The sequence below is a fragment of the Streptomyces himastatinicus ATCC 53653 genome (assembly GCF_000158915.1).
GTDB lineage: Bacteria > Actinomycetota > Actinomycetes > Streptomycetales > Streptomycetaceae > Streptomyces > Streptomyces himastatinicus.
On the sequence record NZ_GG657754.1, the window covers coordinates 9,072,255 to 9,098,858 of the forward strand.

Sequence of the window (26,604 nt, forward strand, 5' to 3'; positions counted from 1 at the left end):
GGCTCGATCACGGGCCGCGCCGTGGGCCGATGTCCGGCCCCAAGACGCACAGCGGCGCGGTGCCAGCCGACGGACGCGAGAGTCGCCAGAGGAGAGGAAAGCGCATGACCGAGCTCGATGCCATCAGTGAGGCGCGGGACAAACCCGCAGAGGATCGGATGACGCCCCGGCACCGGCTGATCCTGGTCCTCCTGCTCGGCGCCCAGTTCATGCTCGCCGTCGACTTCTCCGTGCTGAACATCGCCGTGCCGACCATCGGGTCCGACCTCGGCTTCGAGCTGAGCACCCTTCAGTGGATCGTCACCGGCTTCATGCTGCCCGCCGCGGGCTTCACGCTGCTGTTCGGCCGCATCGCCGACCTCTTCGGCCGGCGGAACCTCTTCCTGGTGGGCATGCTGATCCTCGGTGTCGCGTCGCTGGTCGGCGGCCTCGCCCAGTCGCCGGGCATGCTCCTGGCCGGCCGCATCGGGCAGGGTCTCGCCACGGCCATGGCGACGCCCGCCGCGATGTCGCTGCTCACCACGTCCTTCCCCGAAGGCCCCCTCCGCCAGCGTGCCCTGGGGCTCAACGGCACCCTTCTCACCGGCGGCTTCGCGCTGGGCTCGGTGCTCGGCGGGGTGCTGACCGAGCTGCTGAGCTGGCGCTGGGCATTCCTGATCAACCTGCCGGTCGTGGTGCTCATCCTGGCGTTCGCCCCGCGCGTCCTGAGCGACAGCAGCGAGCGGACCCGCAGCCGCCTCGACGTTCCCGGCGCGGTCACCGTCACCGGTGGTCTGGTCAGCCTGGTCTACGGCATCTCCGCGACCGAGCAGAAGGGCTGGGGCGACCCCGTCGTCATCGGCTGCCTGATCCTCGCCGCGGTGCTGCTGGTCGCCTTCTGGTTCATCGAGCTGCGCAGCTCCAACCCGCTGGCCCCGGTCAGCGTGCTCAAGCGGCCCACCGTGCGCTGGGGCAACTTCGCCGGGCTCCTCGTCGTCAGCATGCCCAGCGCGGTGGTCTTCCAGATGACGCTCTACCTCCAGGACGTGCTCGACTACAAGCCGCTCGCCTCGGGTCTGGCGTTCGGCGGGTCCAGCATCGCCGCCATCGCGGGCGGCCTCCTCGCCCCCAAGGTGATCGGCGCCATCGGCAGCAAGCGCACCCTCGTCACCGCCCTCACGGTCCAGGGACTCGGCCTCCTGGGGCTGCTCACCGTGGACCAGGGCGACTCCGGGATCTACATCGTCCTCATCGCCGTCGCGATCGCCTTCTTCGGCCACGCCATGGGTCTCGTCTCCTACACGGTCATCGCCACCTCCGGCCTGCCCAATGAGGAGCAGGGTCTGGCGACCGGTCTGAGCACGATGAGCCAGCAGATCGCCCTCACGCTCGGCACCCCGGTGCTGGCGGCCGTCGCGGTCTTCGGCGCCGACGCGACCGAGGGCGTGGAGGCGAGCATCGCCGACACCCTCGACGGCATGCACTTGGCGGTGCTCGTGGGCGCGGTGGCGAGCCTCGCGGTCGCTGCCCTCGTGGCCGCCTTCTTCCGCTCCGGTGCCGCGGCCCGGAGCGAGGAGTCGACCGCCTGAGTCCGGCTCCCGCGCCGCCCGATCCGTTCTTCCTTCCCCGTTGTTCCCTCCGGCTCCGGCCGGTCCTACGAAAGGCACACCCATGACCACTGTCGAGCAGCTCGGCGCCACCGTCACCGAGACCCGCACGATCACCCTCGCCGGCGCCCAGCAGGGCATCACCGCGGCGCTGCGCAAGGCCGAGGAGCTGGGTGCTCGGGTGGCGATCGTCGTCCTCGACGCCGGCGGCCACGTTCAGGCGCTGGCGCGCATGGACGGTGCCCCGGCCGTGGCCACCAGCGTCGCGCAGAACAAGGCGAGCACCGCGCTCGTCGTCCGCACGCCCACCAATGAATTCGCGGAGGCCATCAAGCAGGACGCGGTCCTGGTGAGCAGCCTGGCCAGCCAGCCCGGTATGGCGCTGTTCTCCGGTGGTCTGCCGCTGGTTTCCGACGGCACGCCGGTCGGCTCCATCGGCGTCAGCGGCGGAATGGGGGACGAGGACCTGAATGTCGCCCGGGCGGGAGCCGCGGCCATCGTCTGACCGGACGGTGGCGGTGAATGCGAGGGCAAGAATGTGAGTGCGCGCCCAGGGCCTTGGCGCGCAGGCTGTAGTCACGTTGCGAGAAGCGTCGTGGACGAAGGAGAGATTCCGGTGAACGTCAGCCCTGGAGAGGTCTACGAGAACCCCCGTTGCGGAGAGCGGATCGTGGTCCGCACGCCGGCCTCGGAAACCGGGGGCAAGCGCTCGGTGATGGATCTGTATGTCGAACCCGGCGGCTTTGCCGCGGGCGAGCACATTCATCCGATCAGCCATGAACGCTTCACCCTCGTGCGCGGAAAGCTCGCAGTCATCCAGGGCGGCCGTAAGACGGTGCTCGACAAGGTGGGACAGAGTATTCTGATCCAGCCGGGAATCGAGCACCGTTGGTGGAACCCGACGGGTGACAAGACCTACGCCATATGCGAGGTCATCGGAAACGGGACGCGCTTCGAGCAGATGGTGATGCGTCAGCTCTTCTGCCTGGCGGTGGACGGAAAGACGAACGCCGAGGGGATGCCCAAGCTGCTCCAGCGAGCCGTGACCTCCCTGGAGTTCCAGGATGTGCTGCGGTTCGTCAAGCCGTCCTGGAAGCGCCAGCGCATTCTCTACGAGATCCTCGCACCGGTCGCCCGTCGGCTGGGGTACGTGGGGTGCAATCCCGAGTACATGAATCGCAAGCCGTCGGAGATAGCGGTCCTGGAGGATCTTCCCGACGAGGTTCTGGCCTGGCACTACTGACCCGGCACCTCTGACCTCCTGGCACCTCTGACCTGGAGCATCCCGGGCTGAATCGGCCGCTCGCAGGCCCGGGAAAGGCAGCACAGACCACTCTGTGGTTTGTGCTGCCTTTTTTCATGCCCAGAGATAAGCGAAATCCTTAATTCCACTTTTCTAGACAGTTATTAGACGGCCTCTAGTGCCGCCTCTGGAAGACTTCTTGGCATGAGACCAACGACGGTATCTGAGCGCTTGTATTCGTACATGGTCGAAAACAGCGTCCCGGTCGATGAGCCGCAGCGGAATCTCATTCAGCGGACCGCCGGAGTCGGTGAGCGGTCGCGGATGCAGATCGGCACTCCGCAGGGCTCGTTCTTCACCTTCCTCACGCAGATCATGCAGGCACGGAATGCGATCGAGGTGGGCACCTTCACCGGGTACTCGGCCCTCTGCATCGCCAAGGGGCTGCCGGTCGACGGCCATCTCCTCACCTGTGATGTGAGCGAGGAATGGACCAGCCTCGGCAGGGAGGCATGGAAAGAGGCGGGCGTCGACGAGAAAATCGAACTCCGCCTCGGCCCGGCCCTGGAGACGCTGCGTTCCCTGCCGGCCGATCCGGTCGTGGACCTGGCCTTCATCGACGCGGACAAGCAGAGCTACACCGCCTACTACGAGGAATTGGTACCCCGCTTGCGTCCCGGCGGCGTCATCCTCGTCGACAACGTCTTCTGGTTCGGAACCGTCGTCGACGACCGGGACGGAGAGGGCGCCACGATGCACGCCTTCAACGCCCATGTGGCGGCGGACGAACGCGTCGAGGCCGTCATTCTGTCGATCGGCGACGGATTGACGATGGTCCGCAAAAGGACCTGACGCCCACATATCGGCAGCACAAGGGAGTGTCTGATGCCGAGCACGTCTTCATCGGGTAAATCACTACGACTGGCCAGACTTTCCGGGCACGGCGACGAGCGCTATCTCTTCGTGCCACTCGATCACTCCGTCTCCGACGGTCCGATCGCGACGGTGAGCGGCTTCCAGGAACTCGTCCGTGACGTGGTCGACGGCGGGGCCGACGGAATCGTCGTCCACAAGGGCCGGGCCCGGGCGCTCGCCCCCGAGCTGCTCGCGGATTCCTCGCTGCTCATCCACCTGAGCGCCAGCACGGCACACGGCCCGGACGTCAACGCCAAGGTGCTCGTGGGCGACGTCGACGAGGCCATCAGCCTCGGGGCGGACGCGGTGAGCGTGCACGTCAACATCGGCTCCGACACCGAGGCCGACCAGTTGACCGACCTGGGCACGGTGGCCGCGGCCTGCGACCGCTGGGGGATGCCGCTGCTGGCGATGATCTACCCACGTGGTCCGCGGGTCACCGATCCCGCCGACCCGGCGCTGGTGGCGCACGTCGTCAACATCGCCGCCGACCTCGGCGTCGACATCGTCAAGACCGTGTTCGCCTCCCCCGTGGAGCGCATGGCCGAGGTGGTCGAAAGCTCCCCCATCCCCATCATCGTCGCGGGCGGTGGGGACGCCTCGCAGAGCGTCCAGGACTTCGCGGTCTCGGCGCTCGCGGTCGGATGCAGCGGACTCGCCGTCGGCCGGCGCGTCTTCAACTCGGCCTCCCCCCGCACGACGGTTCAGGAGCTCGCCGAGATCGTTCATGGGCCCCAGGGCTCTCCCGTCCCCATCCAAAACTCGCGAATGGCAGGTGCACTGTGAAGCTCAGTTGGGTCGACATCCGCTCGGTCGGTTCCGCGAAGGACGCCATCGTCCAGGAGGCGATTCACGCCCGGGTGGAGGGCATTCTCGCCGCCGACCCGGCGGACCTGGAGAAGCTGCCGCCGACGGTGAAGAAGGTCCTCTTCCCGCAGGGCCAGACGCTCCCCGAGAGCTTCGGCGCGGCGGACGTCGTCATCGTCGACCCCGCCAAGCACGGGGAGCCGGCCGAACTGGCCCTCGCCCACCCCGATGTGGAGTTCGGCCGGTTCGTCGAGATCATCGACGCCGAGACGCTGGAGGACGCCTGCCAGTCCGGCCGCGTCGACAAGTGGAGCGTGCTGCTCTTCCGCGACCCCACCAAGATCCCGCTGGAGATCGTGATCGCGGCCGCCGCCCGTGCCAACGGCAGCCTCGTCACCATCGCCAAGGACGTGGAGGAAGCCGAGATCATCTTCGGGGTGCTGGAACTCGGCTCCGACGGTGTGCTGATGGCCCCGGCGAAGGTCGGCGACGTCACCGCGCTCAAGGCCGCCGCCGAGGGCGGCATACCCGACCTCGAGCTGGTCGAGCTGGAGGTCACCGCCACCACCCACGTCGGCATGGGCGAGCGGGCCTGCGTGGACACCGCCACCTACTTCGGCAAGGACGAGGGCATCCTGGTCGGCTCGCACTCCAAGGGCATGATCCTCTGCGTCAGCGAGACCCACCCGCTGCCGTACATGCCCACCCGCCCGTTCCGGGTCAACGCCGGTGCCATCCACTCGTACACCGTCGGCCAGAACGAGCGCACCAACTACCTGAGCGAGCTGAAGGCGGGCAGCAAGGTCACCGCCGTGGACATCCACGGTAAGACCCGTCTGGTCACCGTCGGCCGGGTCAAGATCGAGACGCGTCCGCTGCTCTCGATCGACGCGGTCGGCCCCGACGGCCGCACGGCCAACCTGATCCTCCAGGACGACTGGCACGTCCGGGTGCTCGGCCCGGGCGGCACGGTGCTCAACAGCACCGAGCTGAAGCCCGGCGACAAGGTGCTCGGCTATCTGCCGGTCGAGGACCGCCACGTCGGCTACCCGATCAACGAGTTCTGCCTGGAGAAGTAGCACCCCCCCGGGCGGGCCGGTGACACGCACGGCGCCACCGGCCCGCCCGGGCGGGAGCGGGGCCCCCTCCCCGCACTCCCCGCACGCGTACCTCCGAACGACCCCCACAACGGAATCAGTGCATCCCGGAGGAACAGCCTTGGACGGGACAGTGTCGTCCTACGTCGATGACGACGAGCGGTGGAGAGCCGTTCTGCGCCGAGACCGGCAGGCAGACGGAGTCTTCTACTACTCGGTGCGGACGACGGGCATCTACAGCCGGCCCTCCTGTGTCTCCCGGCCGGCGCGCCGGGCGAACACCGTCTTCTTCACCGACCCGGAGGCCGCCGAACGCGCCGGATACCGGCCGTGCCGCCGGTGCAGACCGCGCGAGGACAGCGCGCACGCCTCCTATGTGACCGCCATCGCCAAGACCTGCGAGCTGATCCACGAGGCGAGCGAGACACCGAACCTCGACACCCTCGCCGAGGCGGCCGGTTTCAGCCGCTTCCACTTCCACCGGGTCTTCAAGCGGCTGACGGGAGTGACCCCGCAGGCGTACGTGGCCACCTGCCGCGCCGACCGGCTGCGCCGGGTGATCTCCGAGGCCGAGACGGTGACCGAGGCCATCTACCGGTCCGGCTTCACCTCCCAGGGCAACTTCTACGCCGTGTCCCAGCAGATCCTGGGCATGACGCCGACCAACTTCCGTACCGGCGCGGACTCCATCGCCATCAGCTTCTCCCTGTCGGGGAGCCCCCTGGGCCCCGTCCTGGTCGCGAAGACCGAGAAGGGGATCTGCTCCGTGCTCACCGGCGACCAGCTTCCCGGCGACGCACTCACGGGCGACGCCGAAGCAGCGCTCGTCGGACGGCTGAGGAAGCGCTTCCCCAAGGCGCATCTCATCCGCGCGGGCCGGGAGTTCGACGATCGGGTCGCCGCCGCCGTACGCCAGTCGGAGCCGCCGAGGCTGGGCCGGGACCTGCCGCTGAACATCCGCGTCACGGCCATGAGCGAGCGCCTCAGAAAGGCACTTCGCGAGACACCGAGCGAACCATCCGTCCAGACACGGTGAAAGAGGATTGGTGATGTTACTTTTTGGCACCCATCGGTCGGCGGCCCAGCGACTGCGGCTGCACACCGATCGCGGGCTCGGCGCGGGCAACTTCTTCTGGCGCGCCTGGTCGATCGCCAAGGACCGGGACCGGCCGCTCCTCTATCACCCGGATGTGACCGCCCCCGGCTGGGCGGAGACCGAGCCGCCCGGCATCTCCCTGAACGACATGCGCATCACCGTCATCCGGTATGCCACCTGGTACCGCGACCACGGAGTGCGGCCCTCCTCCCACGTCGGGGTCTACACCCGCGACGGGCTGGCCGGACTGCTCCATCACATAGCGATCAACAGCCTCGGCGCCGCCGCCGTGCACTGCAACCCCAAGATGGCGTCACCGACCGCGGCCGACTACTTCCAGCGCACCCAGACGACGGTCCTCGTCGGTGACAAGGACCTGCTCGACGGCTGCACCGAGGCCTGGTCGCAGCAGGGCATCGCCACCGCCAGGACCCCGCTGCTCCAGGACATCCGGCAGCTGGACGAGACCGCCCCGCTGCCGCCCGCCCCGCTGCCCGGATTCCCCTACCGCCATGGGCCGGACGACCTGGTGATGGTCTCCCACTCCTCCGGGACCACCGGCCGCCCCAAGGCACCGATCTTCAGCCACCGCGGGTTCTTCATCGGCAAGCGCGAGCGGCTGTGGAGCTTCCCGTCCCTGCGCACCGACCGCATGCTGACCGCCCTCCCGCACAGCCACTCGTCGGGCATCAGCTATCTCAGCATGGCGCTGCTGCTGGGCATCCCCACCCTGATCCTGGACGATCCGAACGGACGGTCCGTGGCCCAGGCGATCAACCAGTTCCAGCCCACCTTCGTCCTCGGCTTCCCGCTGACCCTCGCGGAGATCGACGTCGCGGACATCGACCCCCGCGCCGCCCGGAACATCCACTCGTGGAACGGCATGGGCGACGCCTCGCACGAGCGGCACATCAGGCCCCTGATGGGCCTGGGCTCCCGCCCCGGCAAAACCGGCTCCCAGTACAACGACGGCCTGGGCTCCTCCGAGATGGGCATGGTGCTCTTCCGGCAGGTGTACGTCCCCGAGTCGACCGAGTACGGACGGCTCATCGGCCACCCGGCCGGTGTGGTCCGCAAGGCCGCCGTCCTGGACGAAGAGGGGAACGAACTGCCCGACGGGCAGGCCGGGATGCTCGGCGTCCGCACCCCCAGCGTCACCCCCGGCTACTGGGACGACCCCCAGCTCAGCCAGGACTCCCTGCTGAGCGGCTACTTCCTCACCGGTGACATCGTCCGGCGGGACGAGCAGGGCCGTTTCTTCCACCTCGACCGCACGCCCGACGTGATCCACGCGGCCGACGGGCCCGTGCACAGCCTCCCTCTCGAAGAGGTCCTGCTGCTGACCACCCAGGCGCTGGACGCCGCGGTGGTGGGCGTCGAGGACCCGGATGCCCCGGGGAAGGCGGCCCCCGTCGGCATCGTCCTCTTCCGGGACAACGGTGGGGACGGCCCGGAGCGCTCCTCCGACGCCCTGCTGGAGGCCGTGAACGCCGAACTCGGCCGCAAGCGAATGCCGTTGCTGCGCGCGCTGCTCATCGCCGCCGACCGCGAAGAACTGCCCGTGGGCGTCACCGGCAAGGTGCTCAAGCGGCAGCTCCGCGAGCGCCACCGCACCCTGCTGCACGACGCCGCCGCCCACGGGGCCGCGCCACGGGCGAACTGACCACCACCGCCCCACCCGATCCACCCGATCAGAAGGGCCAGTCATGCACGACGGACACGCCGCGCGCCAAGTCGTCGACATCATCACCGGCTCCTGGCAGTCACAGGCGCTCTACGCCGCGGTCGCCCTGGAGATCCCCGACCACATCGCCGCCGGGCACACCACCGACACGGCCCTGGCCACGGCCACCGGCTCGGGCCCGGACGGCATCACCCGGCTGATGCGGCTGCTGCTGGCCATGGGCGTCTTCGACCGCTCGCCGGAGCACGGTTACGCGCTGACGCCGGTGAGCGAGGTGCTCCGCGCCGACAACGACGCGTCGATGCGCGACATGATCCAGCTCTACGGCGAGGAGTTCCACACCGCGTGGGGAGCGGTGGTGCCCGCCGTCCGCACCGGATCCTCCGGCTTCGAACACGCCCTCGGCACCTCCATCCACGCGTATCTGGCGAACGCGCCCGGCGCGGGCGCCAAGTTCCAGCGCGCCATGAACGCGGGCAACGTCTTCTTCCCCGATGTCCTGGACGCGTTCGACTTCTCCCGCTGCACCACGGTCATGGACGTCGCGGGCGGCAGCGGCCAGTTCCTGTCGATGGTCCTGCGGGCCCACCCGCATCTCCACGGGGTGCTCCTGGACCTGCCGCATATGATCCCCGTCGCCCACGCCCACCTGGACGCGGCCGTGGGCCCCGACCGCTATGAGGCCGTCGAGGGGGACATCTTCGCCTCGGTGCCCGAGGGCGCCGACGCGTACCTCCTCTCCAGGGTGCTCCAGGACTGGGACGACGACCGGTCCGTGACCCTCCTGTCCAACATCCGCAAGGCGCTGCCCGAGGACGGCCGACTGCTCGTCGTGGAGCGGGTCATCCCCGAGGAAGGCGCCCCGGAGCTGCTTCCGCTCCTGTACGACCTCCATCTCCTCATGGCCGCGGGAGGGCGCGGGCGGACCCTGGACGGTTACCGCGACGTCCTCACCGCGGCCGGGCTGCGCCTGGAATCCGTCCACCCGCTGGCCCTCGAAACCACGTTGCTGGTCGCGGCCGCCGCCTAGGCGCCGCGCCGGGCCCCCGACGCCGACGACTCACGAGAAGGCGAATACGAGGCACTCGATGAACCTCTCACCCCCAACCCGACCGAGCGACGACCCCCGGGTCCTGGACGTCCCCGTGCTGATCATCGGCGGCGGCGGCGCGGGCCTGACGGCGTCCGTCTTCCTCTCCGACCTCGGCGTCGGCTCGTTGCTCGTCGAGCGCCACGCGACGACGTCGATCCAGCCCAAGGCGCATATCCTCAACGCCCGCACCATGGAGATCTTCGGCCACCACGGACTGGCCCGGGACATCTACGCCGAGGGCTCCCCGCCCGCCAACTGCGGCGCCATGGCCTGGCTGACCAGCCTCGGCGGCGACGAGCCGTACGACCGCAAGGTGCTCCACCGCGCCGATGCCTACGGCGGCGGCGACCTGGCCGAGCGGTACGCCGAGGCGTCCGCGTACCCCCACGCGAACCTCGGCCAGCGCTGGCTGGAGCCGCTGATCCGCCGCCATGCCGAGGAGCGCAACCCGGGCGGGATCCGCTTCGGACACGAGATGGTCGAATTCGAGGAGGACGGGGACAGCGTCACCGCGACGATCCTGGACCGCGACGCGGACCGTACCTACCGCGTCCGCGCCGGATATCTGATCGCCGCCGACGGCGGCCGCTCGGTGAGCAAGCGGCTCGGCATCCGCATGCTGGGCACCCCCACCTTCCTGGAGTGGATCAACCTTCACATCCGGGCCGACTTCTCCGAGTTCGTCCCCTTCGACGACACGGTGGTCAACCGCGTCTCCAGCCTCGCCGACGACGGCAGCCTGGAGCACTGCGGTGTCGTGCCCATGGGCCCCAAGCAGTGGGGACGCCACTCCGAGGAGTGGACGCTGATGTTCTCCCGGCCGCCCGGCACCCGGGAGGCGGCCGAGCTGGACGACGAGACGGTCGTCAAGATGGTCCGCCGGACGCTGAAGCTCCCTCAGGACCATCCGATGGAGGTGCAGAGCATCAGCCGCTGGCCCGTGGAGGGCACGGTCGCCGAGCACTTCCGCTCCGGTCGCGTCTTCCTCGTCGGCGACGCCGCCCACCGGCATCCGCCGTCCGGCGCGCTCGGCCTCAACACCGGCGTCCAGGACTCCCACAACCTGGCCTGGAAGCTGGCCCGGGTGCTCTCCGGCGACGCCGCGCCCGCGCTGCTCGACAGCTACGAGGCCGAGCGGCGCCCGGTCGCCGAACGCGTCGTCGAGCGGGCGCTGTTCTCGCTGTTCAACCAGATCGCCTTCACCGCGGGCACCGGCGTGGTCCCGGGGGCCCGCCCCGAGTGGAACCGGGCCCAGATGACCGCCCTGTTCTCCGACACGCCCGACGGCCGGACCCGGCGCGCGGTCCTCGCCGAGTACTTCGAGACCAACCGGATCACCACCGCCCACCTGGGCCTGGAGATGGGCTACGACTACGCCGAGGCCGGGTTCGTCACCGACGACGGCACCGAGCGGCCCGAGCCGGATCCGCTCGGCCTCGACTACGTTCAGTCCTGCCGCCCCGGCGGCCGGATGCCGCACGCCTGGCTGCGGCGCGGCGGGGAGCGGACGGCGACCCACGATCTCATCGACCACGGGGCGTTCCTGCTCCTGGCCGGTGCGCGGGGCGAGAGCTGGGTGCGCGCCGCGGCCGAGATCTCCGGAACCCACGGCCCGGCCGTCACCGCCCACGCCGTGGGCCCGGACCACGAGGTGGCCGACCCCGACGGCGTATGGGCCGCCCTGCGCGGCCACGGCGAGGAAGGGGCCGTCCTGGTCAGGCCCGACGGGTTCGTCGCCATGCGGCTGCCCTCGGCGTCGCCGGACCCGGTGCGGGACCTGCGCCGGGGGCTCGACGCGGCCCTGGGCCGCGCCGTCCCCGTCACCGCCGCGCCGGGTGCGGAGGGGGACCGCTGACATGACCGACGTCCAGCGCACTCCCGTCGCCATCGTGGGCGCCGGCCCGGTGGGCATCATGCTCGCGCTCTTCCTCGACCGCTACGGCATCGAGTCGGTCCTGTTCAACGCCGAGCCCACCATGGAGGACAAGCCCCGGGGCAACACCCACAACGCCCGCACCATGGAGCACTACCGGCGCCTGGGCATCTCCGGCCAGATCCGGCGGCTGGGCCCGCCCGCCGATCACACCCTCGACATCGCCTACTTCACCCGCTACAGCGGCTTCGAACTGTCCCGGCTGACGCTGCCCTCGCCGGGGGAGCGGATGCGGGCGCTCGCCGGTACGCCCCGTACCGACCAGACGCCCGAGCCGGTGCACCGCGCCAACCAGATGTACGTCGAGAAGTTCCTCTTCGAACACGCCATGACCCGCCCCAACATCACCTTCCGCTTCGGCTGGCGGGTGACCGGCCTCAAGCAGAACGCCACCGGCGTCACCCTCGAGGCCGAGAGCGTCACCGGCGGGGCCCGGGAGACCTGGCGGGCGCCGTACGCGGTGGGCTGCGACGGCGGCCGCAGCTTCGTACGCCGCGCCCTGGGCGTGCACTACGAGGGACCCGGATCGCTGGAACAGGAGATCCTGGGGCGCCGCGCCACCGCCGCCCATCTGCGGCTGCCGACCTTCCACTCGGACGTGTTCACCGGCCGCCGCGCCTGGAGCTACTGGTCGCTCAACCCCGACCTGGTCATGAACCTCATCGCGCTCAACGGCCGCGACGAGTTCTTCCTGCTCACCAGCTCCGTCGACCCGGACACCACCAACGCCGCGGAACTGTCCTCGCTGGTACGCCGCGCGGCGGGCACCGCGCTGCCCGTCGAGGTGCTCAGCCACCGCCCCTGGACACCGGGCGCCGCCCTGGTCGCCGAGCGCTTCACCGTGGGCCGGGTGTTCCTCGCGGGCGACGCGGCCCATCTGTTCACCCCCAACGGCGGCTTCGGCATGAACACCGGCGTGGACGACACGGCCAACCTCGCCTGGAAGCTGGCCGGGACGCTCCAGGGCTGGGGCGGCCCCGGACTGCTCCGCTCGTACGAGAGCGAGCGGCGGCCGATCGCCCTGCGCAACACCGCCGCCGCCCGCGAACTCAACACCGGCCTCGCCGACATCGAGCGCCCCCGCGTCATGGAGGACGACTCGCCGGAGGGTGCGACGGCGCGGGCCCGGGTCGGCGCGCTCGTCCGCGCCTACGGGGAGCGCACCCACTCCATCGGCGTGCAGCTCGGCGCCCGGTACGACGGCTCCCCGCTCATCGATACCGACGAGGAGCCGCCGAGCGACTCCATGGGCACCTACACGCCCACCGCCATCCCCGGCGGACGCGCCCCGCACGTATGGCTCGACGACTGGCGCGGCCCCGGCAGCTCGCTCTTCGACCGCTTCGGCCCCTACTACACGGTGCTCCGGCTGGGCCCCGAGCCGCCACCCGTCAAGGAGTTGGAGGCCGCCGCCCAGGCCGCCGGGATGCCGCTGCGCACCCTGGACGTCGAGGATCCGGTCGTCCGCGACCTCTACGAGCGCGATCTCGTGCTCATCCGCCCCGACCAGCACGTCGCCTGGCGCGGCAACGCCCTGCCCACCGACCCCGGCGACCTCGTGGCCCAGGTGACGGGACAGCGGGCGGCGGGCGCGGCGCGTGACGGGGACTCCGCATGAGCCGGCACAGCACGAGCCGGGGCGAACTGAAGGTGGGAATCGTCGGCGTCGGGCCCCGCGGTCTGTCGGTGCTGGAGCGGATCTGCGCCAACGAGCGCAAGTCCGGCTCGCACCGCGAGGTGTCCGTACACGTCGTGGACCCCTTCCCGATGGGCGCCGGGCGGGTCTGGCGCACCAGCCAGTCCGAGCAGCTGCTGATGAACACGGTCGCCTCGCAGATCACCCTGTTCACCGACGACAGCGTGGAGATGGACGGCCCGGTGGAACCGGGCCCCAGCCTCTACGAGTGGGCCCGCGCCCTTGGCCCGGACGACAACGACGGCGCCGACGAACGCACGCTGGCCGAGGCCCGTCGGCTCGGCCCCGACGCGTACCCCACCCGGGCCTTCTACGGCGTCTACCTGAACAGTGTCTTCCGCCAAGTGGTGGCCGACGCCCCGCCCCACGTCACCGTCACGGTCCACCAGGCCCAGGCCATCGGCCTGGACAACAGCGGACCGCTCGCCGACGGTCCGCAGACCCTCACCCTCGACAACGGCGACCGGCTGACCGACCTGGACACGGTCGTCCTCGCCCAGGGCCACGTCCCCGCCCTCCCCGCGCCCCACGAGGAGGAACTCGCCCGTACCGCCGCCGAGCACGGCCTGCTCTACATCCCGCCCGCCAACCCAGCCGACGTGGACCTCAGCGGCATCGAACCGGGCCAGACCGTGCTGCTCCGCGGCCTCGGGCTGAACTTCTTCGACCACATGGCCCTGCTCACCGCCGGCCGGGGCGGCACCTTCCGGACCGAGGACGGACGCCTCGTCTACGAGCCCTCCGGCCGGGAGCCCAAGATCTACGCGGGGTCCCGGAGGGGCATTCCGTACCACGCCCGCGGAGAGAACGAGAAGGGCGCCCACGGGCGTTACCCGCCGCGGCTGCTCACCCCCGCGGTGATCGCCGGGCTGCGGCGGCGGGCCGTCGACGGCGAGCGGGTGCACTTCGGGACCGACCTGTGGCCGCTGATCGCCAAGGAGGTCGAGAGCGTCTACTACGGCACCCTGCTGGAGGTACGGGGCCGCGCCGCGGACCGTGAGCCGTTCACCGAACGGTATCTGGCCGCCCCGGCGGGCGAGGCGGAGCGCCGCCTGCTGGACGCGTACGGCTTCGCGCCGGACGACCACTGGAGCTGGGACGCCCTCGCCCGTCCGCAGGGCAACCGGACGTACCCCAGCCCGGCCGCGTTCCGGCAGTGGCTGCTGGACTACCTCCGCGAGGATGTGCGCGCCGCCCGCGCGGGCAATGTGAGCGGCCCGCTCAAGGCGGCCCTGGACGTGCTGCGCGACCTCCGCAACGAGATCCGGCTCGCCGTCGACCACGGCGGCCTGGAGGGCAACTCGTACCGCGACGAGCTGACGGCCTGGTACACCCCGCTCAACGCCTTCCTCTCGATCGGGCCCCCGGCCTCGCGCATCGAGGAACTCGTCGCCCTCATCGAGGCGGGCGTGGTCCGGATCATCGGGCCCGGCCTCCAGGTCACCGTCGACGAGACCCTCCCGTCCTTCGTCGCCGGGTCGGACACCGTGCGGGGCGGGCGGATCCGGGCGAGCGTCCTCATCGAGGCCCGGCTGCCCGAGCCGGACCTGCGCCGCACCGCCGACCCCTTGCTGCGCCATCTGCTCACCACGGGGCAGTGCCGCCCGTACGACATCCCGGGCACCTGCGGGACGACCTACCGGACCGGCGGACTCGCGGTCACCGAGCGGCCGTACCGGACCGTCGACGTCCACGGCAGCCCTCATCCGCGCCGGTTCGCCTACGGGGTCCCCACCGAGGCCGTGCACTGGGTGACCGCGGCCGGGATCCGGCCCGGCGTCAACTCCGTGACGCTCGGCGACTCGGACGCCATCGCGCGCGCCCTGCTGAGTATCCGGGCCGCGAACTCGCCCCTCCAGGTGGTGCGGGGCGGGGCGCCGCAGGGGGGCCACGACGGGCTGCACGGCAGCCAGAGGGAGGCGACCGCATGACCGCTCCGTTCGACGGCGGCCGGGACACCGGGCTGCTCTCACCCGTGCGCGCGGGCACTCCCGTCGAGGCGGACGTGGCGGACGAGGCATGGCTCCAGGCGATGCTCGACGCCGAGGCGGCCCTGGCCCGAGCCCAGGCCACGTTGGGAACCGTCCCGGCGGAGGCCGCGGCCGCCATCACGGCGCAGGCCCGCGCGGACCGGTTCGACCCGCGGGCGCTGGCCCTCGTCGCCCGTGAGACGGCGAACCCCGTCGTGGGCCTCGTCCAGGTGCTGACCCGAGCGGTAGCGGCCACCGCCCCCGCGGCGGCCGAGTACGTCCACCGCGGCTCCACCAGCCAGGACGTCTTCGACACCGGGGCCATGCTGGTGGCCGCCCGCGCCCTGCGCCGGATACGGGCCGATCTGGACCGGACGTGCGCCGCGCTGGCCGTGCTCGCCACGGACCACCGCGACACGCTCATGGTCGGCCGGACCCTCGCCCTGCACGCCGTCCCCACGACCTTCGGGCTCAAGGCGGCCGGCTGGCGCCATCTGCTGCTGGACGCCGTCGCACGGATCGACCGCCTGCTCGACGGGGGCCTGCCGGTCTCGCTCGGCGGCGCCGCGGGCACCCTGGCCGGGTACCTCGAATACGCGGCGCTGGACGACGGGCCGCGGGGGGAGTCCGGCACCGCCGAGTACCTCGACCGGCTGGGCGCCGCGTTCGCCGAGGAGACCGGGCTCGCCCGGCCCGTGCTGCCGTGGCATGCGCTCCGTACGCCGCTCGCCGACCTCGGGGCCGTGCTGTCCTTCACCGCGGGGGCGCTCGGCAAGATCGCCGTGGATGTGCAGTCGATGACCCGGACCGAGGTCCAGGAGGTCACCGAACCGGCCGCCCCCGGACGCGGCAGCTCCTTGTCCATCCCGCACAAGCGCAACCCGGTGCTCTCCACCCTGATGCGCAGCGCCGCCCTCCAGGTCCCGGTGATGGCCACGGGGCTGACGCAGAGTCTGCTGTCGGAGGACGAGCGGTCCGCCGGGGGCTGGCACGCCGAGTGGCTGCTGCTGCGCGAGTGCCTGCGGCTGGTCGGCGGGGCGGCCCACACCGCCGTCGAACTCGCGGAGGGCCTGGCCGTCCGTCCCGCGCGGATGCGGGACAACGCCGATCTGACCGGTGCCCGGGTGGCGTCCGAGCGGGTCGCGGCCGTGCTGGCGCCCCGGCTCGGCAAGGCCCGGGCGAAGCATCTGCTCTCCGAGGCGGCCGCGGAGGCCGAGCGGGACGGGCTCCCGCTCGCCGAGGTGCTCGCCGCGCTCCCCGACGTGGCCGCCCATCTGGGCGCCGAGGACCTGCGCGAACTGCTCGACCCGGCCCATTACACGGGCGCGGCGGGGCCGTTGGTGGACCGCGCGCTCAAGCGCTGACCGGCACCCGCCCACCTCACCCCACCCGTCCGTATCACCTCAGCGGAGGAACTCACCATGGCACTGCGCCTGTTCACCTCGGAGTCCGTGACCGAGGGCCACCCCGACAAGATCGCTGACCAGATCAGCGACTCCATCCTCGACGCGCTCCTGAAGGAGGACCCGGCCTCCCGGGTCGCCGTCGAGACCCTGATCACCACCGGCCTGGTCCATGTCGCCGGTGAGGTGACCACGAAGGCGTACGCCCCGATCGCGACGCTCGTCCGCAACGCGATCCTCGACATCGGCTACGACTCGTCGGACAAGGGCTTCGACGGCGCCTCCTGCGGCGTCTCGGTGTCCATCGGCTCGCAGTCCCCGGACATCGCCCAGGGTGTCGACTCCGCCTATGAGCTGCGGGTGGAGGGTGCCACCGACGGTGACCTAGGGGACGAGCTGGACAAGCAGGGCGCGGGCGACCAGGGCCTGATGTTCGGCTACGCGTGCGACGAGACGCCCGAGCTGATGCCGCTGCCGATCAACCTGGCGCACCGGCTCTCCCGCAGGCTGTCCGAGGTCCGGAAGAACGGGACCATGCCGTATCTGCGGCCGGACGGCAAGACCCAGGTCACCATCGAGTACGACGGCCACAAGGCGGTCCGTCTGGACACGGTCGTCGTCTCCTCGCAGCACGCACCCGACGTCGACCTCGACGCGCTGCTGACGCCGGACATCCGCGTGTTCGTGGTCGAGCCGGTCCTGCGGGAACTGGCCGACTGCGGCATCAAGCTGGACACCGAGGGCTACCGGCTGCTGGTCAACCCGACCGGCCGCTTCGAGGTCGGTGGCCCGATGGGTGACGCGGGCCTGACCGGTCGCAAGATCATCATCGACACCTACGGCGGCATGTCCCGTCACGGTGGTGGCGCGTTCTCCGGCAAGGACCCGTCCAAGGTCGACCGCTCCGCCGCGTACGCGATGCGCTGGGTGGCGAAGAACGTCGTGGCCGCGGGTCTCGCGCAGCGCTGCGAGGTTCAGGTCGCGTACGCGATCGGCAAGGCCGAGCCGGTGGGTCTGTTCGTGGAGACCTTCGGTACCGCCACGATCGACGCGGAGAAGATCGAGAAGGCCATCTCCGAGGTCTTCGACCTGCGTCCGGCCGCGATCATCCGCGACTTGGACCTGCTGCGTCCGATCTACGCCCAGACGGCGGCCTACGGTCACTTCGGCCGTGAGGACTCCGACTTCACCTGGGAGCGCACCGACCGCGTCGACGCCCTCCGCGCGGCGGCCGGGCTGTAGTCCACAGGTTTTTGTGACCCCACCGACCGCTCCCAAGGAGGACACCGACGTGCGCATCGCCGTCACCGGATCGATCGCGATAGACCATCTGATGGTCTATCCCGGTCGGTTCGCCGAGCAACTGATCGCCGGACAGCTCGACAAGGTCTCGTTGTCGTTCCTCGCCGACGATCTGGACATCCGGCGGGGAGGCGTCGCCGCGAACATCGCCCTCGCCCTGGGCAGGCTCGGGCTCAGCCCCCTCCTCGTCGGCGCGGCCGGGCTCGACTTCGCCGCCTACGGCTGCTGGCTGCGGTCCAACGGCGTGGACACGGAGTCCGTGCGGGTCAGCGAGACGCGCAGGACCGCGCGTTTCGTGTGCACGACGGACGCCGACCAGAACCAGATCGCGACCTTCTACGCCGGTGCCATGGCCGAGGCGAAGGAGATCGCGCTCGAACCGACCGTGCAGCGCGCCGGGGGCCTCGACCTCGTGGTGATCGCCCCCAACGACCCCGAGGCCATGCTGCGGCACACCGACGAGTGCCGCAGCCAGGGGTACGCCTTCGCCGCCGACCCCTCGCAACAGCTCGCCCGCACCAGCGGGGACGAGGCGCGCAGACTGGTCGAGGGCGCCCGCTACCTGTTCACCAACGCCTACGAGGCGGCGATGCTCCGGGAACACACCGGCTGGAGCGAGGGCGACGTCCTGGACCGGGTCGGCACCTGGATCACCACGGACGGAGCCGAGGGCGTCCGCGTCCGGGCGAAGGGGCGGCCGACGCTGGAGATCCCCGCCGTCCCGACGTCCGGGGTGGTCGACCCCACCGGCGGCGGCGACGCGCTGCGCGCCGGATTCCTCGCCGGACTCGCCTGGGGGCTCGGCCATGAGCGGGCCGCCCAACTCGGCTGCGCCCTGGCCACGGTGGTCCTGGAGTCGGTCGGCACCCAGGAATACCAGCTCTCCGCCGACGACCTGGTGAGCAGGGTCGACAAGGGCTACGGCGGCGAGGCCGCCCAGGAACTCGAACCCCATCTGGCGGGGTCGGCATGACCGCGCCACCCCGTACGTACCCGACCGGACGCGACCTCGCCGAGCCACCGGCGACCGCCTCCGCGACGCGGGCGCGCGCACCGCGCCGGAACCTGGCCGAGGTGCTCGCCGCGGGCGAGCGCTCGTACTCCTTCGAATTCTTCCCGCCGAAGAACGAGGCGGGGGAGCGGACCCTGTGGAACGCGATCCGGCGGATCGAGCGGTACGCGCCGACCTTCGTCTCGGTGACCTACGGAGCGGGCGGCTCGTCGCGGGACCGGACCATCGGGCTGACCAAGCGGATGGCCACGGAGACCACCCTGCGGCCGGTCGCCCACCTCACGGCGGTCGGGCACTCGATCGGTGAACTGCGGAACATCATCGGCCAGTACGCGGACGCCGGAATCCTCGACGTCCTCGCCCTGCGCGGCGACCCGCCCGGCGACCCCCGCGGGCCCTGGCTCGCGGAACCGGACGGGCTGACCTACGCCGATGAACTGGTCGCGCTCATCCGTGAGTCGTGCGACTTCAGCATCGGAGTGGCGGCCTTCCCGGAGCGCCATCCGCGCTCCCCGGACTGGGACAGCGACATCCGGCACTTCGTGGCCAAGTGCCGGGCGGGTGCCTCCTACGCCATCACGCAGATGTTCTTCGACGCCGAGGACTATCTGCGGTTGCGCGACCGGGTGGCGGCCGCGGGCTGCGACATCCCGATCATTCCCGAGATCATGCCCGCGACCGACTTCCGCCAGGTGCGCCGCTTCGCCGAACTGAGCGACGCCCACTTCCCCGACGACCTCGCCCGGCGGCTGGAGGCCGCCCAGGGCGACGCCGACGAGGGACGCCGGATCGGGGTCGACCACGCCACCGCCATGGCCCGGCGGCTGCTGGACGAGGGCGCGCCGGGCCTGCACTACATCACGCTCAACCGATCGACCGCGGCGCTGGAGATCCATCGGAATCTGGCGCCACGACCCGTCCGCCACACGCCTCGCTGATCGCGGCGGGGTCCCAGTAGTAGGGCCGGATCTCGCGGATGCGGCCGTCCCGGAGGGTCACCGTCTGCACGATGGAGGTGACCACTTCGCGGCCGGTCGCCCGCGCGACGAAGCGCACCCGGTTGGTCGCCACCACGGTGTCGCGGTCGACCAGCTGCCGCTGTTCGAGGAATTCCATCGACTGCCAGAGCTCGCCCATGACGCCGATGAACCGCTCCATGCCCTCGGGCCCGTGCCATACGCCCGTGAAGGGCAGCCCCGGCGCCTGGTGCAGCTCCACCTCAGGGTCCAGGCACGCGGCGATCCCCTCGAATCCGGCCTGGCCGGGGCCGCCCGCCATGACGTAGGCGCGCTCGGCCTCGTAGAATCGCTGCATCACGGCGATGGCGCTGTCGTTCGAAGACATGGTGTGACGACTCCCGGGGAAACTTCCGACGCTACGTTCTCGTATCCCAGCCAAGCGCCCGGGCCCCCGCATTGCTGGCGGGATTCGGCCATCGCGCTCCGCGGCCGCGTCCAGCCGGAAGACTGTCGGCCATGGACCAGACCGAACTGCCCCTCGACCTGCCCGGCGGTACCGCGGGCGCCGGGGACGCACCGCACACCGCCCACGATGCCGTCCCCGCCCTCGCGGACCTGGACTGGCCCGCGCTGTACGCCCAGCTGAACGAGAACGGTGTGGCCCTCACCCCTCCGCTGCTCTCCCGCGCGCAGTGCGAGACGCTCATCGCCACCTTCGACGAACCCGCGCTGTTCCGCTCGACCGTGGTGATGCAGCGCTACGAGTTCGGCCGCGGTACCTACAAGTACTACGCCGACCCCGCCGCCGTACCGCTCGTCCAGACCCTGCGCGAGAAGCTGTACCCGCCGATGGCGTGGATGGCCAACCAGTGGGCGCCCCTGCTGAACGAACGCACCTTTCCCGCCGGCCTGGACGAACTGCTCGCCGAATGCGCGGACAACGGCCAGCGCCGGTCCACCCCGCTCATCCTCGACTACGGCCCCGGCGACTACGCCTGTCTGCACCAGGACATCTACGGGGACATCGTCTTTCCGCTCCAGATCGCCTTCATGCTCAACGAGCCCGGCCAGGACTTCACCGGCGGGGAGAACGTCTTCGTGGAACAGCGCCCCCGTTCCCAGTCCCGCGCCATCGTCCTCACCCCGCGCCTCGGCCAGGGCATGATCTTCCCCGTCCGCCACCGGCCCGCGCGGGGACCGCACGGCTACCGCCGCCACCCCATGCGGCACGGCACCAACGCCGTGGTCACGGGGCGCCGGACCACGCTCGGCGTCATCTTCCACAACGCCCGCTGAGTCAGTCCGTGAGGCCGGTGACGCGCATGGTGATGTTCAGCCGCCCCGACGCGAGCCCGGTGTCGGGGTCGGCGGTGCCCTCGTACACCTTGGGCACGCCGTGGTAGACGTACCGGGAGGGGCCGCCGAAGACGAACAGGTCGCCGGAGGCGAGTTCGATATCGGTGTAGGGCTTGGTGCGGGTCTCGGTGTTGCCGACGCGGAAGACGCAGGTGTCGCCGATGGACAGCGAGACGACCGGCGCCGAGGACCGCTCGTCCTTGTCCTGGTGCATGCCCAGCTTGGCCTGACCGTCATAGAAGTTGATCAGCGCGGTGTCCGGGGTGTAATCGGCCGCGCCCTGCGCGTCGCCGTAGGCGTCCAGCAGCGCGCGGCGGCCCAACTGGACCATCCAGTCCGGGAATGCGGCGACGCGCTCCCCGTTCACATCGTCGGCGTTGCGGGTGTACTTGTACGGCTGCCAGTGCCAGCCGATGCACACCGTCTGCACCGACATGACGCCACCGCGCGGCAGGCGGGTGTGGCGGATGGGGACCGGACCGGTGGCCCAGGCGCGGCAGGCGGTGACGAGTTCGCGCTGCCGCTCCAGGGTGAGCCAGCCGGGCAGGTGCACCGCCCCGGGGGCGATCTCCATGGCGGGGCGGGGGATCAGGGCGGTCATGCGGTGCTCCCGGGCGGCGGATAGGAGGTGACCCAGCGGTGGCGTACGGCCCAGGTGCCGCCCTCGGCGGTGGCACCGCGCAGGCCGTGCAGGGTGTCCGGCCCGGCCAGCGCGGGGAGGCGGGAGTCCCTGAGCGCGGCGAAGGCGACCGTGCGGGCCGGGTCCCAGTCGGTGGAGTGGCGCAGCCGGCGGGCCAGCTGGGCGAAGCCGAGCGGGGCCGCGGCCATGACCCAGGCGTCGGGCTCCTCGGCGGTCAGCCGACGCGCGGGGCGCAGCCAGGACGCGGCGCTCTCCGGCCAGTCCACCCTGGCGAGGACCTTCGCGCCGCGCGCCTTCCACGCTGCCGTAAAGGCGTCGGCGGCGGCGCGGGAGGCCGGGTCACGGCTGTGGCCGACGGCGACGGTCTCGATGCGGCTCCTCGCGGGGGTCAACAGGCCGATGAGGGCGTCGAGTTCGGCCGCGGTGTGCGGGGCGGGGCACGGCAGATCGCCGTACGCGGCCAGTTCCTCCGCGGGGATCAGGGGCGATCCGGATGCCGGTGGTCCCGTGAGACTGCTCATGGTGTGGTGGTGTTCTCCCGGTCGGCTTTCCACAGGGCGTACTTCCCGGGCAGGCATACGGCGCACGGCCGGTATCCGGCGGCGATCGCGGTGGCCTCGTCCGTGAAGAACACCCGGTGTTTCACATAGTGGCCGCGGGCGATGGCCCGCAGCGCGGAGGGGCAGTCCAGACGCCCGTAGAGCCGCATGCCCCGGTGTCCGCCGAGACGGCCCGGAGCGGCGCTGCGATACGGCACCCCGTCGGCGCCGATCAGGGTGTGCGGGCGCTGCTCCGGGACCCGGGCGGAGTCGGCCGGGGCGGGCGTCATGCGGCGTCGTGGAAGACGAGGCCGAGGGTGTGGCGGTGTCCGGAGCGGACGGTGCTCACCCCGTGCCGCATGGGCCCGTTGGCCCAGCCGCGCTTGGAGGCCACGGGGCGGTCCCGGGTGGTGAAGATCAGCCCGTGGCCCTTGGGCAGGGTGGTGGACGATCCCCTCGACTGGGCGCGGGGGCGCTGCTCGGTCATGATGAACTCGCCGCCCGTGAAGTCCTCGCCGGGGGCGTCGAGGCCCACCACGACCTGGAGCGGGAAGAGCATCTCGCCGAACACGTCCCGGTGCAGGGCGTTCCAGTCGCCACGGCCGTAACGCAGCAGGATCTGGGCGGACTTGGCCTGCCCCGCCTCGTGGCACATCGTCAGCCACTCCTCGAGGGTGTCGGGCCAGGGCGAGGGCCGGTTCAGTTTCTGGGCCCAGTCGCGGGCGATGGGCAGCAGCCGCGGATAGAACGCCTCGCGCAGCTCGCGGACCAGGTCCGGGAGGTCGTGGGTGAAGTAGCGGTACTGGCCCGAACCGAAGCGGTAGCGGGCCATGTCGATGGTCGTGCGGAAGCGTTCGGTCTCGTCGTACAGCCCGGCGATGCGGTGGCATTCGCCGGGGGTGAGGAGCGGCCCGGTGAGGGCGTGGCCGAACTCGCCCAGTTCGTCGGTGAGCGCGTCCCAGTCGTCCGCCGCGACGCGGTCGGCCACCTGGTCCTGCCTCGCGGAGCTGATGGTGTCGGTCATGAGGTGCCGTTCCTTTGCGGTGCCGCGGACTCGTGTACGTGCTCCAGGTCCAGCAGCTGTCGTTTGCGCTCCAGGCCACCGGCGTATCCGGTCAGCGCGCCATTGGCGCCGATCACGCGGTGGCAGGGGCGGACGACCAGCAGCGGGTTGGCGCCGATCGCCGTGCCGACGGCGCGGACCGCGGCACGCGGGGCGTCGATCCGGGCGGCGATCTCGCCGTAGCTGAGGGTCGTGCCGTAGGGGATGGACTCCAAGGACGTCCAGACGCGCTGCTGGAAGGCGCTGCCGCCGGTGACGTACTCGATGTCGAAGCGGGTCAGCTTGCCGTCGAAGTACGAGCGGAGCTGGCGCGTGATGTCGGCGAAGGCGTCCGCGTCCTCGGTCCAGCCGTCCTGGACGGCGGGGCGGCGCTTCTGGTCCGGCACCGACAGGGAGGCCAGTGCGGTGCCGCCCTTCGCGGTCGCCGACTCCTCGCCGACCAGGAGCAGTTCGCCCAGGGGGCTGTCCATCGTGGTGTAGACCGTCATCGGCCTCGTTCCTCCGGTGATTGGTCGGATGTGCCGGTGCGGGTCACATGAGGGTCGGCTGGAGCACGCCCTCGTGGGTGAGGAGCTGCACCTTGCGCTCGACCCCTCCGGCGTAACCGCGCATGGTCCCGTCCGCGCCGATCACCCGGTGGCAGGGCCGCACCAGCAGCAGCGGGTTCGCACCGATCGCCGTGCCCACGGCCTGGACCTGCCCACGGGGGACGCCCAGACCATCGGCGAGCTGTCCGTAGGTGGTCGAGGTGCCGTAGGGGATCTCCTCCAGCGCGTGCCATACGCGCTGCTGGAACTCCGTGCCGCCGCCGGGCGTGAACGGGATGTCGAAGGCGGTCAGCTTGCCGTCGAAGTACGCGCTCAGCTGCCGGGCGATCTCCACGAACCGGTCGGGTGCGTGGCGCCACTCGGGCCGTACGGCCGGGGCGTTCTTCTGCCCGGGCATGGACAGCGAGGTCAGGGTGACGGTGTCGTCCGGTGTCTCTTCGCCCACCAGGAGCAGTTCGCCCAGGGGGCTGTCCAGTGTGGTGTAGATGGTCATCGTCGTGCTCTCATCGCTCGTCCGCTGTGGCTTCACTGTCAACGATGGGGGGTCGCGGCCGGGATTGCTGGCGGTATTCGGACATTACGCTGGGGTGCGGCGGCCCTGCATGGACAGCCACGTCGCCCCGCCGTCCAGGGGCCGACCGCGACGGCGCCCCGGCGAGGGTCGCGGTGAGCGTGCGCAGGCCGGGGCACCGGGAGACCAGCGGGGCGAGCGCCGGGTCGGCGTCGAGATTCCGCTACGTCGCCGTGGTCAGGTCGCGCGGAGCGCTCAGATGCAGACGGCACCCCGGCCAGCCGTCCCCCGGGGACTCACTGACCTCGGCGCAGGGTGCGCCGGTAGATGCGCGCACCGCGCTCCCCGGTGAGCCGCTCGATGCCGTCGATGGCCCGGTTGCCGAGGTAGTCGAAGACCTCGGAGGCGGCGTACGGGCCCCGGCCCCCGCGGACGGCTGGGGGCGGGCGTAGGTCTGCCGGACGGTGTCGTTGAACTGCCGCACACAACCCGGCCGCGAAGGCGATCTCGGCGGCCTGGATGTCCGTCGTCTCCAGCGGGATCCGCGCCACGGCGATGGCCCCGGCGCCCACCTCGGCGTTCAGCTGCCGTCGCACCTGCCGCGCGCGGTACCCCAGCCGCGCCGCCAGCCCGGCCACGCCCTCGCGGCCGCAGACCGCTGACCACCGGCCGGGGCCGCGCTCCCGCGCTCAGCAGGCGCGGCGGGAGGTCACACCCGGTGGCGCGGGGCGCGGATCCCGTCGATGATGCGGGTCCAGTTGTCGCCGCCGTGCCCGTCGTCGATCGCGCGCCGGTAGTGCGCCTGAACGGCTTCCGGGAGCGCGAGGTCGAGGCCGAGCGACGCGCTGGTCTCCACGATGTGGTCGGACGTCGCACCCATCATCGTGACGGTGCTGAGGGCGCCCGGATGTTCCCCGGCGTCCAGCGCGGCGCCGGGAGTCTCCTCGCCCGCCGCCACGATCGCGCTGACCGAGTCGGTGAGGGAGAGCAGCTCCGGCAGCACCTCCTGGGCCTTCATCCCCGCACTGCCCAGCATCGCCGTCGCGTGCATCAACCCGGACAGCGTGGTGAGGAACAGCGCGAGCTGCGCCTGGTACATCATCTGGGCGAGGCCCGGATCGTCGCCCAGATACTTCGGCGCGCCCAGCAGCGCCAACGCCGCCCGGTGGCGCTCCAGCGCCTCGTCGGGGCCGCTGTAGTAGATGTACGACGCCTCCGTGCCGACCATCGGCGCCGGGACCATGACCCCGCCGGTGAGGAACGTGGCGCCGTGGCCCGCCGCCCAGGCGCTCGCCTCGCGGGTCCGGTCGGGGGTGTCCGAGCTGAGGTTGACGAGCGTCCGCCCGGTGAGCGATCCGGCGGCGTCGCCCAGGATGTCGTACATCGCGCGGTAGTCGGTGAGGCTGAGAACCACCAGCTCGCTCGCCTCGACGGCGGCGGACGGGGTGGCCGCGAGCGTGGCGCCGTCGGCGACGACGCCGTCCGCCCGGCCGGCGGTGCGGTTCCAGACGGTGACCGGATGACCGGCGGCCAGCAGGGCGCGGGTCATGGCCTGGCCCATCGGGCCCAGCCCGAGGACGGTGACGGGGCTCATCTGCCCGGAGAATGGGGTGTGTTGTTCGTTCACCTCTCCATGATCGGAGCGCCCCAGTACTCTCGGAAGTACCCACTAATTACTGCGGTACTTACCTTTTTGTAAGGAGCGGCACGGCGATGGCCAGGACTCCGAGAAGCGGTCCCTACATCTGCGGCATCGATGCCGCCCTCGACGTGGTGAGCGGCAAGTGGAAGGGGCTGATCCTCTGGGAGCTCGACGCCCACCGCGTACGCCGCTTCTCCGAACTCCGCCGCGGCCTGCCGGGCGTGACGGAGAAGATGCTGACCCAGCACCTGCGCGAGATGGAGAAGGACGGCCTCGTGCACCGCGAGGTCTACGCCGAGGTGCCGCCCCGCGTGGAGTACTCCCTGACCGAGCACGGGCACACCCTCAACCAGGCGCTCGGCCCCCTCGGCGCCTGGGGCACCCAGCGGATCCGCCGCGAAGGTTCCGAAGTAGTCGACGTGCCAGCACCCTGACGGAGCGCGCTGATGCGCGAGGCCGCCAAGAGCCTGTGGCTTCACGGACCCGACTGGGACGGCATCGCGACCGGC

At 71.2% G+C, this 26,604-nt stretch carries 27 protein-coding genes; 18 read left to right on the forward strand and 9 right to left on the reverse strand.

The window, feature by feature from the left end; all coding sequences use genetic code 11:
• The first annotated feature begins 104 nt into the window (after positions 1 to 104).
• From SSOG_RS38590 to metF, 16 genes are all read left to right on the forward strand, one after another.
• Positions 105 to 1,568: an MFS transporter gene (locus SSOG_RS38590; protein WP_208867410.1), complete on the forward strand. Its 1,464-nt coding sequence runs from the start codon at positions 105 to 107 to the stop codon at positions 1,566 to 1,568.
• A gap of 82 nt (positions 1,569 to 1,650) precedes the next feature.
• Positions 1,651 to 2,091, forward strand: a complete 441-nt coding sequence (locus SSOG_RS38595; RefSeq protein ID WP_039939711.1) for a GlcG/HbpS family heme-binding protein — start codon at positions 1,651 to 1,653, stop codon at positions 2,089 to 2,091.
• Between the two features lie 90 nt (positions 2,092 to 2,181).
• Positions 2,182 to 2,829, forward strand: a complete 648-nt coding sequence (locus SSOG_RS38600; protein WP_234364862.1) for a cupin domain-containing protein — start codon at positions 2,182 to 2,184, stop codon at positions 2,827 to 2,829.
• Positions 2,830 to 3,072: 243 nt separating this feature from the next.
• The gene (locus SSOG_RS38605; protein WP_234364863.1) at positions 3,073 to 3,681 is read left to right on the forward strand and encodes an O-methyltransferase; all 609 of its coding nucleotides are present in this window, start codon (positions 3,073 to 3,075) and stop codon (positions 3,679 to 3,681) included.
• A gap of 33 nt (positions 3,682 to 3,714) precedes the next feature.
• A complete protein-coding gene (locus SSOG_RS38610) occupies positions 3,715 to 4,530 on the forward strand; it encodes a 2-amino-3,7-dideoxy-D-threo-hept-6-ulosonate synthase (RefSeq protein ID WP_050800102.1) in 816 nt (271 codons plus the stop codon).
• Positions 4,527 to 5,630 (forward strand): 3-dehydroquinate synthase II family protein, encoded by a 1,104-nt coding sequence (locus SSOG_RS38615; protein ID WP_009719746.1) that lies wholly within the window; start codon positions 4,527 to 4,529, stop codon positions 5,628 to 5,630. Before SSOG_RS38610 ends, SSOG_RS38615 begins: the two co-directional genes overlap by 4 nt.
• A 139-nt stretch (positions 5,631 to 5,769) precedes the next feature.
• Positions 5,770 to 6,684, forward strand: a complete 915-nt coding sequence (locus tag SSOG_RS38620; RefSeq protein WP_039942445.1) for a bifunctional transcriptional activator/DNA repair enzyme AdaA — start codon at positions 5,770 to 5,772, stop codon at positions 6,682 to 6,684.
• A 13-nt stretch (positions 6,685 to 6,697) separates the two neighbouring features.
• Positions 6,698 to 8,407: a class I adenylate-forming enzyme family protein gene (locus tag SSOG_RS38625; protein WP_039939713.1), complete on the forward strand. Its 1,710-nt coding sequence runs from the start codon at positions 6,698 to 6,700 to the stop codon at positions 8,405 to 8,407.
• Positions 8,408 to 8,450: 43 nt separating this feature from the next.
• A complete protein-coding gene (locus SSOG_RS38630) occupies positions 8,451 to 9,458 on the forward strand; it encodes a methyltransferase (RefSeq protein WP_009719749.1) in 1,008 nt (335 codons plus the stop codon).
• A gap of 58 nt (positions 9,459 to 9,516) precedes the next feature.
• Positions 9,517 to 11,376 carry an FAD-dependent monooxygenase gene (locus SSOG_RS38635; RefSeq protein WP_009719750.1) on the forward strand — a complete coding sequence of 620 codons (1,860 nt, stop codon included), beginning with the start codon at positions 9,517 to 9,519 and terminating at the stop codon, positions 11,374 to 11,376.
• Between the two features lies 1 nt (position 11,377).
• The gene (locus tag SSOG_RS38640; protein WP_009719751.1) at positions 11,378 to 13,072 is read left to right on the forward strand and encodes an FAD-dependent monooxygenase; all 1,695 of its coding nucleotides are present in this window, start codon (positions 11,378 to 11,380) and stop codon (positions 13,070 to 13,072) included.
• The gene (locus tag SSOG_RS38645; RefSeq protein ID WP_009719752.1) at positions 13,069 to 15,081 is read left to right on the forward strand and encodes an FAD/NAD(P)-binding protein; all 2,013 of its coding nucleotides are present in this window, start codon (positions 13,069 to 13,071) and stop codon (positions 15,079 to 15,081) included. The genes SSOG_RS38640 and SSOG_RS38645 overlap by 4 nt, the downstream gene beginning before the upstream one ends.
• Positions 15,078 to 16,484, forward strand: coding sequence for a nitrosuccinate lyase (locus SSOG_RS38650; protein WP_009719753.1), 1,407 nt, complete (start codon positions 15,078 to 15,080; stop codon positions 16,482 to 16,484). Before SSOG_RS38645 ends, SSOG_RS38650 begins: the two co-directional genes overlap by 4 nt.
• Positions 16,485 to 16,541: 57 nt before the next feature.
• Positions 16,542 to 17,765, forward strand: coding sequence for a methionine adenosyltransferase (gene metK / locus SSOG_RS38655; protein ID WP_009719754.1), 1,224 nt, complete (start codon positions 16,542 to 16,544; stop codon positions 17,763 to 17,765).
• 49 nt (positions 17,766 to 17,814) lie between these two features.
• Positions 17,815 to 18,798, forward strand: a complete 984-nt coding sequence (locus tag SSOG_RS38660; RefSeq protein WP_009719755.1) for a carbohydrate kinase family protein — start codon at positions 17,815 to 17,817, stop codon at positions 18,796 to 18,798.
• The gene (metF, locus tag SSOG_RS38665) at positions 18,795 to 19,775 is read left to right on the forward strand and encodes a methylenetetrahydrofolate reductase [NAD(P)H] (RefSeq protein ID WP_009719756.1); all 981 of its coding nucleotides are present in this window, start codon (positions 18,795 to 18,797) and stop codon (positions 19,773 to 19,775) included. The genes SSOG_RS38660 and metF overlap by 4 nt, the downstream gene beginning before the upstream one ends.
• Here metF and SSOG_RS38670 read toward each other — a convergent pair.
• Positions 19,702 to 20,181 carry a nuclear transport factor 2 family protein gene (locus tag SSOG_RS38670; protein ID WP_050800105.1) on the reverse strand — a complete coding sequence of 160 codons (480 nt, stop codon included), beginning with the start codon at positions 20,179 to 20,181 and terminating at the stop codon, positions 19,702 to 19,704. The two genes, metF and SSOG_RS38670, sit on opposite strands and share 74 nt — an antisense overlap.
• Positions 20,182 to 20,312: 131 nt before the next feature.
• Between SSOG_RS38670 and SSOG_RS38675 the strand changes: the two genes are divergently transcribed.
• Entirely contained in the window at positions 20,313 to 21,092 is a 780-nt protein-coding gene (locus tag SSOG_RS38675; RefSeq protein ID WP_078510509.1) for a 2OG-Fe(II) oxygenase, read from the forward strand.
• A gap of 1 nt (position 21,093) precedes the next feature.
• Here SSOG_RS38675 and SSOG_RS38680 read toward each other — a convergent pair whose 3' ends face one another.
• The 8 genes from SSOG_RS38680 to SSOG_RS38715 form a co-directional block, all read right to left on the reverse strand.
• Positions 21,094 to 21,753, reverse strand: coding sequence for an alpha-ketoglutarate-dependent dioxygenase AlkB family protein (locus SSOG_RS38680; RefSeq protein WP_009719759.1), 660 nt, complete (start codon positions 21,751 to 21,753; stop codon positions 21,094 to 21,096).
• The gene (locus tag SSOG_RS38685) at positions 21,750 to 22,313 is read right to left on the reverse strand and encodes an ABC transporter substrate-binding protein (protein WP_039939715.1); all 564 of its coding nucleotides are present in this window, start codon (positions 22,311 to 22,313) and stop codon (positions 21,750 to 21,752) included. Before SSOG_RS38685 ends, SSOG_RS38680 begins: the two co-directional genes overlap by 4 nt.
• Positions 22,310 to 22,621, reverse strand: a complete 312-nt coding sequence (locus SSOG_RS38690) for an Ada metal-binding domain-containing protein (protein ID WP_009719761.1) — start codon at positions 22,619 to 22,621, stop codon at positions 22,310 to 22,312. The genes SSOG_RS38685 and SSOG_RS38690 overlap by 4 nt, the downstream gene beginning before the upstream one ends.
• Positions 22,618 to 23,355, reverse strand: a complete 738-nt coding sequence (locus tag SSOG_RS38695; RefSeq protein WP_009719762.1) for a 2OG-Fe(II) oxygenase — start codon at positions 23,353 to 23,355, stop codon at positions 22,618 to 22,620. Before SSOG_RS38695 ends, SSOG_RS38690 begins: the two co-directional genes overlap by 4 nt.
• Positions 23,352 to 23,882: a methylated-DNA--[protein]-cysteine S-methyltransferase gene (locus SSOG_RS38700; protein WP_009719763.1), complete on the reverse strand. Its 531-nt coding sequence runs from the start codon at positions 23,880 to 23,882 to the stop codon at positions 23,352 to 23,354. Before SSOG_RS38700 ends, SSOG_RS38695 begins: the two co-directional genes overlap by 4 nt.
• A gap of 43 nt (positions 23,883 to 23,925) precedes the next feature.
• Entirely contained in the window at positions 23,926 to 24,435 is a 510-nt protein-coding gene (locus SSOG_RS38705; RefSeq protein WP_039939718.1) for a methylated-DNA--[protein]-cysteine S-methyltransferase, read from the reverse strand.
• A 314-nt stretch (positions 24,436 to 24,749) separates the two neighbouring features.
• Complete coding sequence (locus SSOG_RS47210) at positions 24,750 to 25,049, reverse strand: hypothetical protein (RefSeq protein WP_208867411.1); 300 nt, start codon at positions 25,047 to 25,049, stop codon at positions 24,750 to 24,752.
• Between the two features lie 113 nt (positions 25,050 to 25,162).
• Complete coding sequence (locus tag SSOG_RS38715) at positions 25,163 to 26,047, reverse strand: NAD(P)-dependent oxidoreductase (RefSeq protein ID WP_050800106.1); 885 nt, start codon at positions 26,045 to 26,047, stop codon at positions 25,163 to 25,165.
• Between the two features lie 119 nt (positions 26,048 to 26,166).
• Between SSOG_RS38715 and SSOG_RS38720 the strand changes: the two genes are divergently transcribed.
• The gene (locus SSOG_RS38720) at positions 26,167 to 26,529 is read left to right on the forward strand and encodes a winged helix-turn-helix transcriptional regulator (protein WP_009719767.1); all 363 of its coding nucleotides are present in this window, start codon (positions 26,167 to 26,169) and stop codon (positions 26,527 to 26,529) included.
• Positions 26,530 to 26,604: the final 75 nt, after the last annotated feature.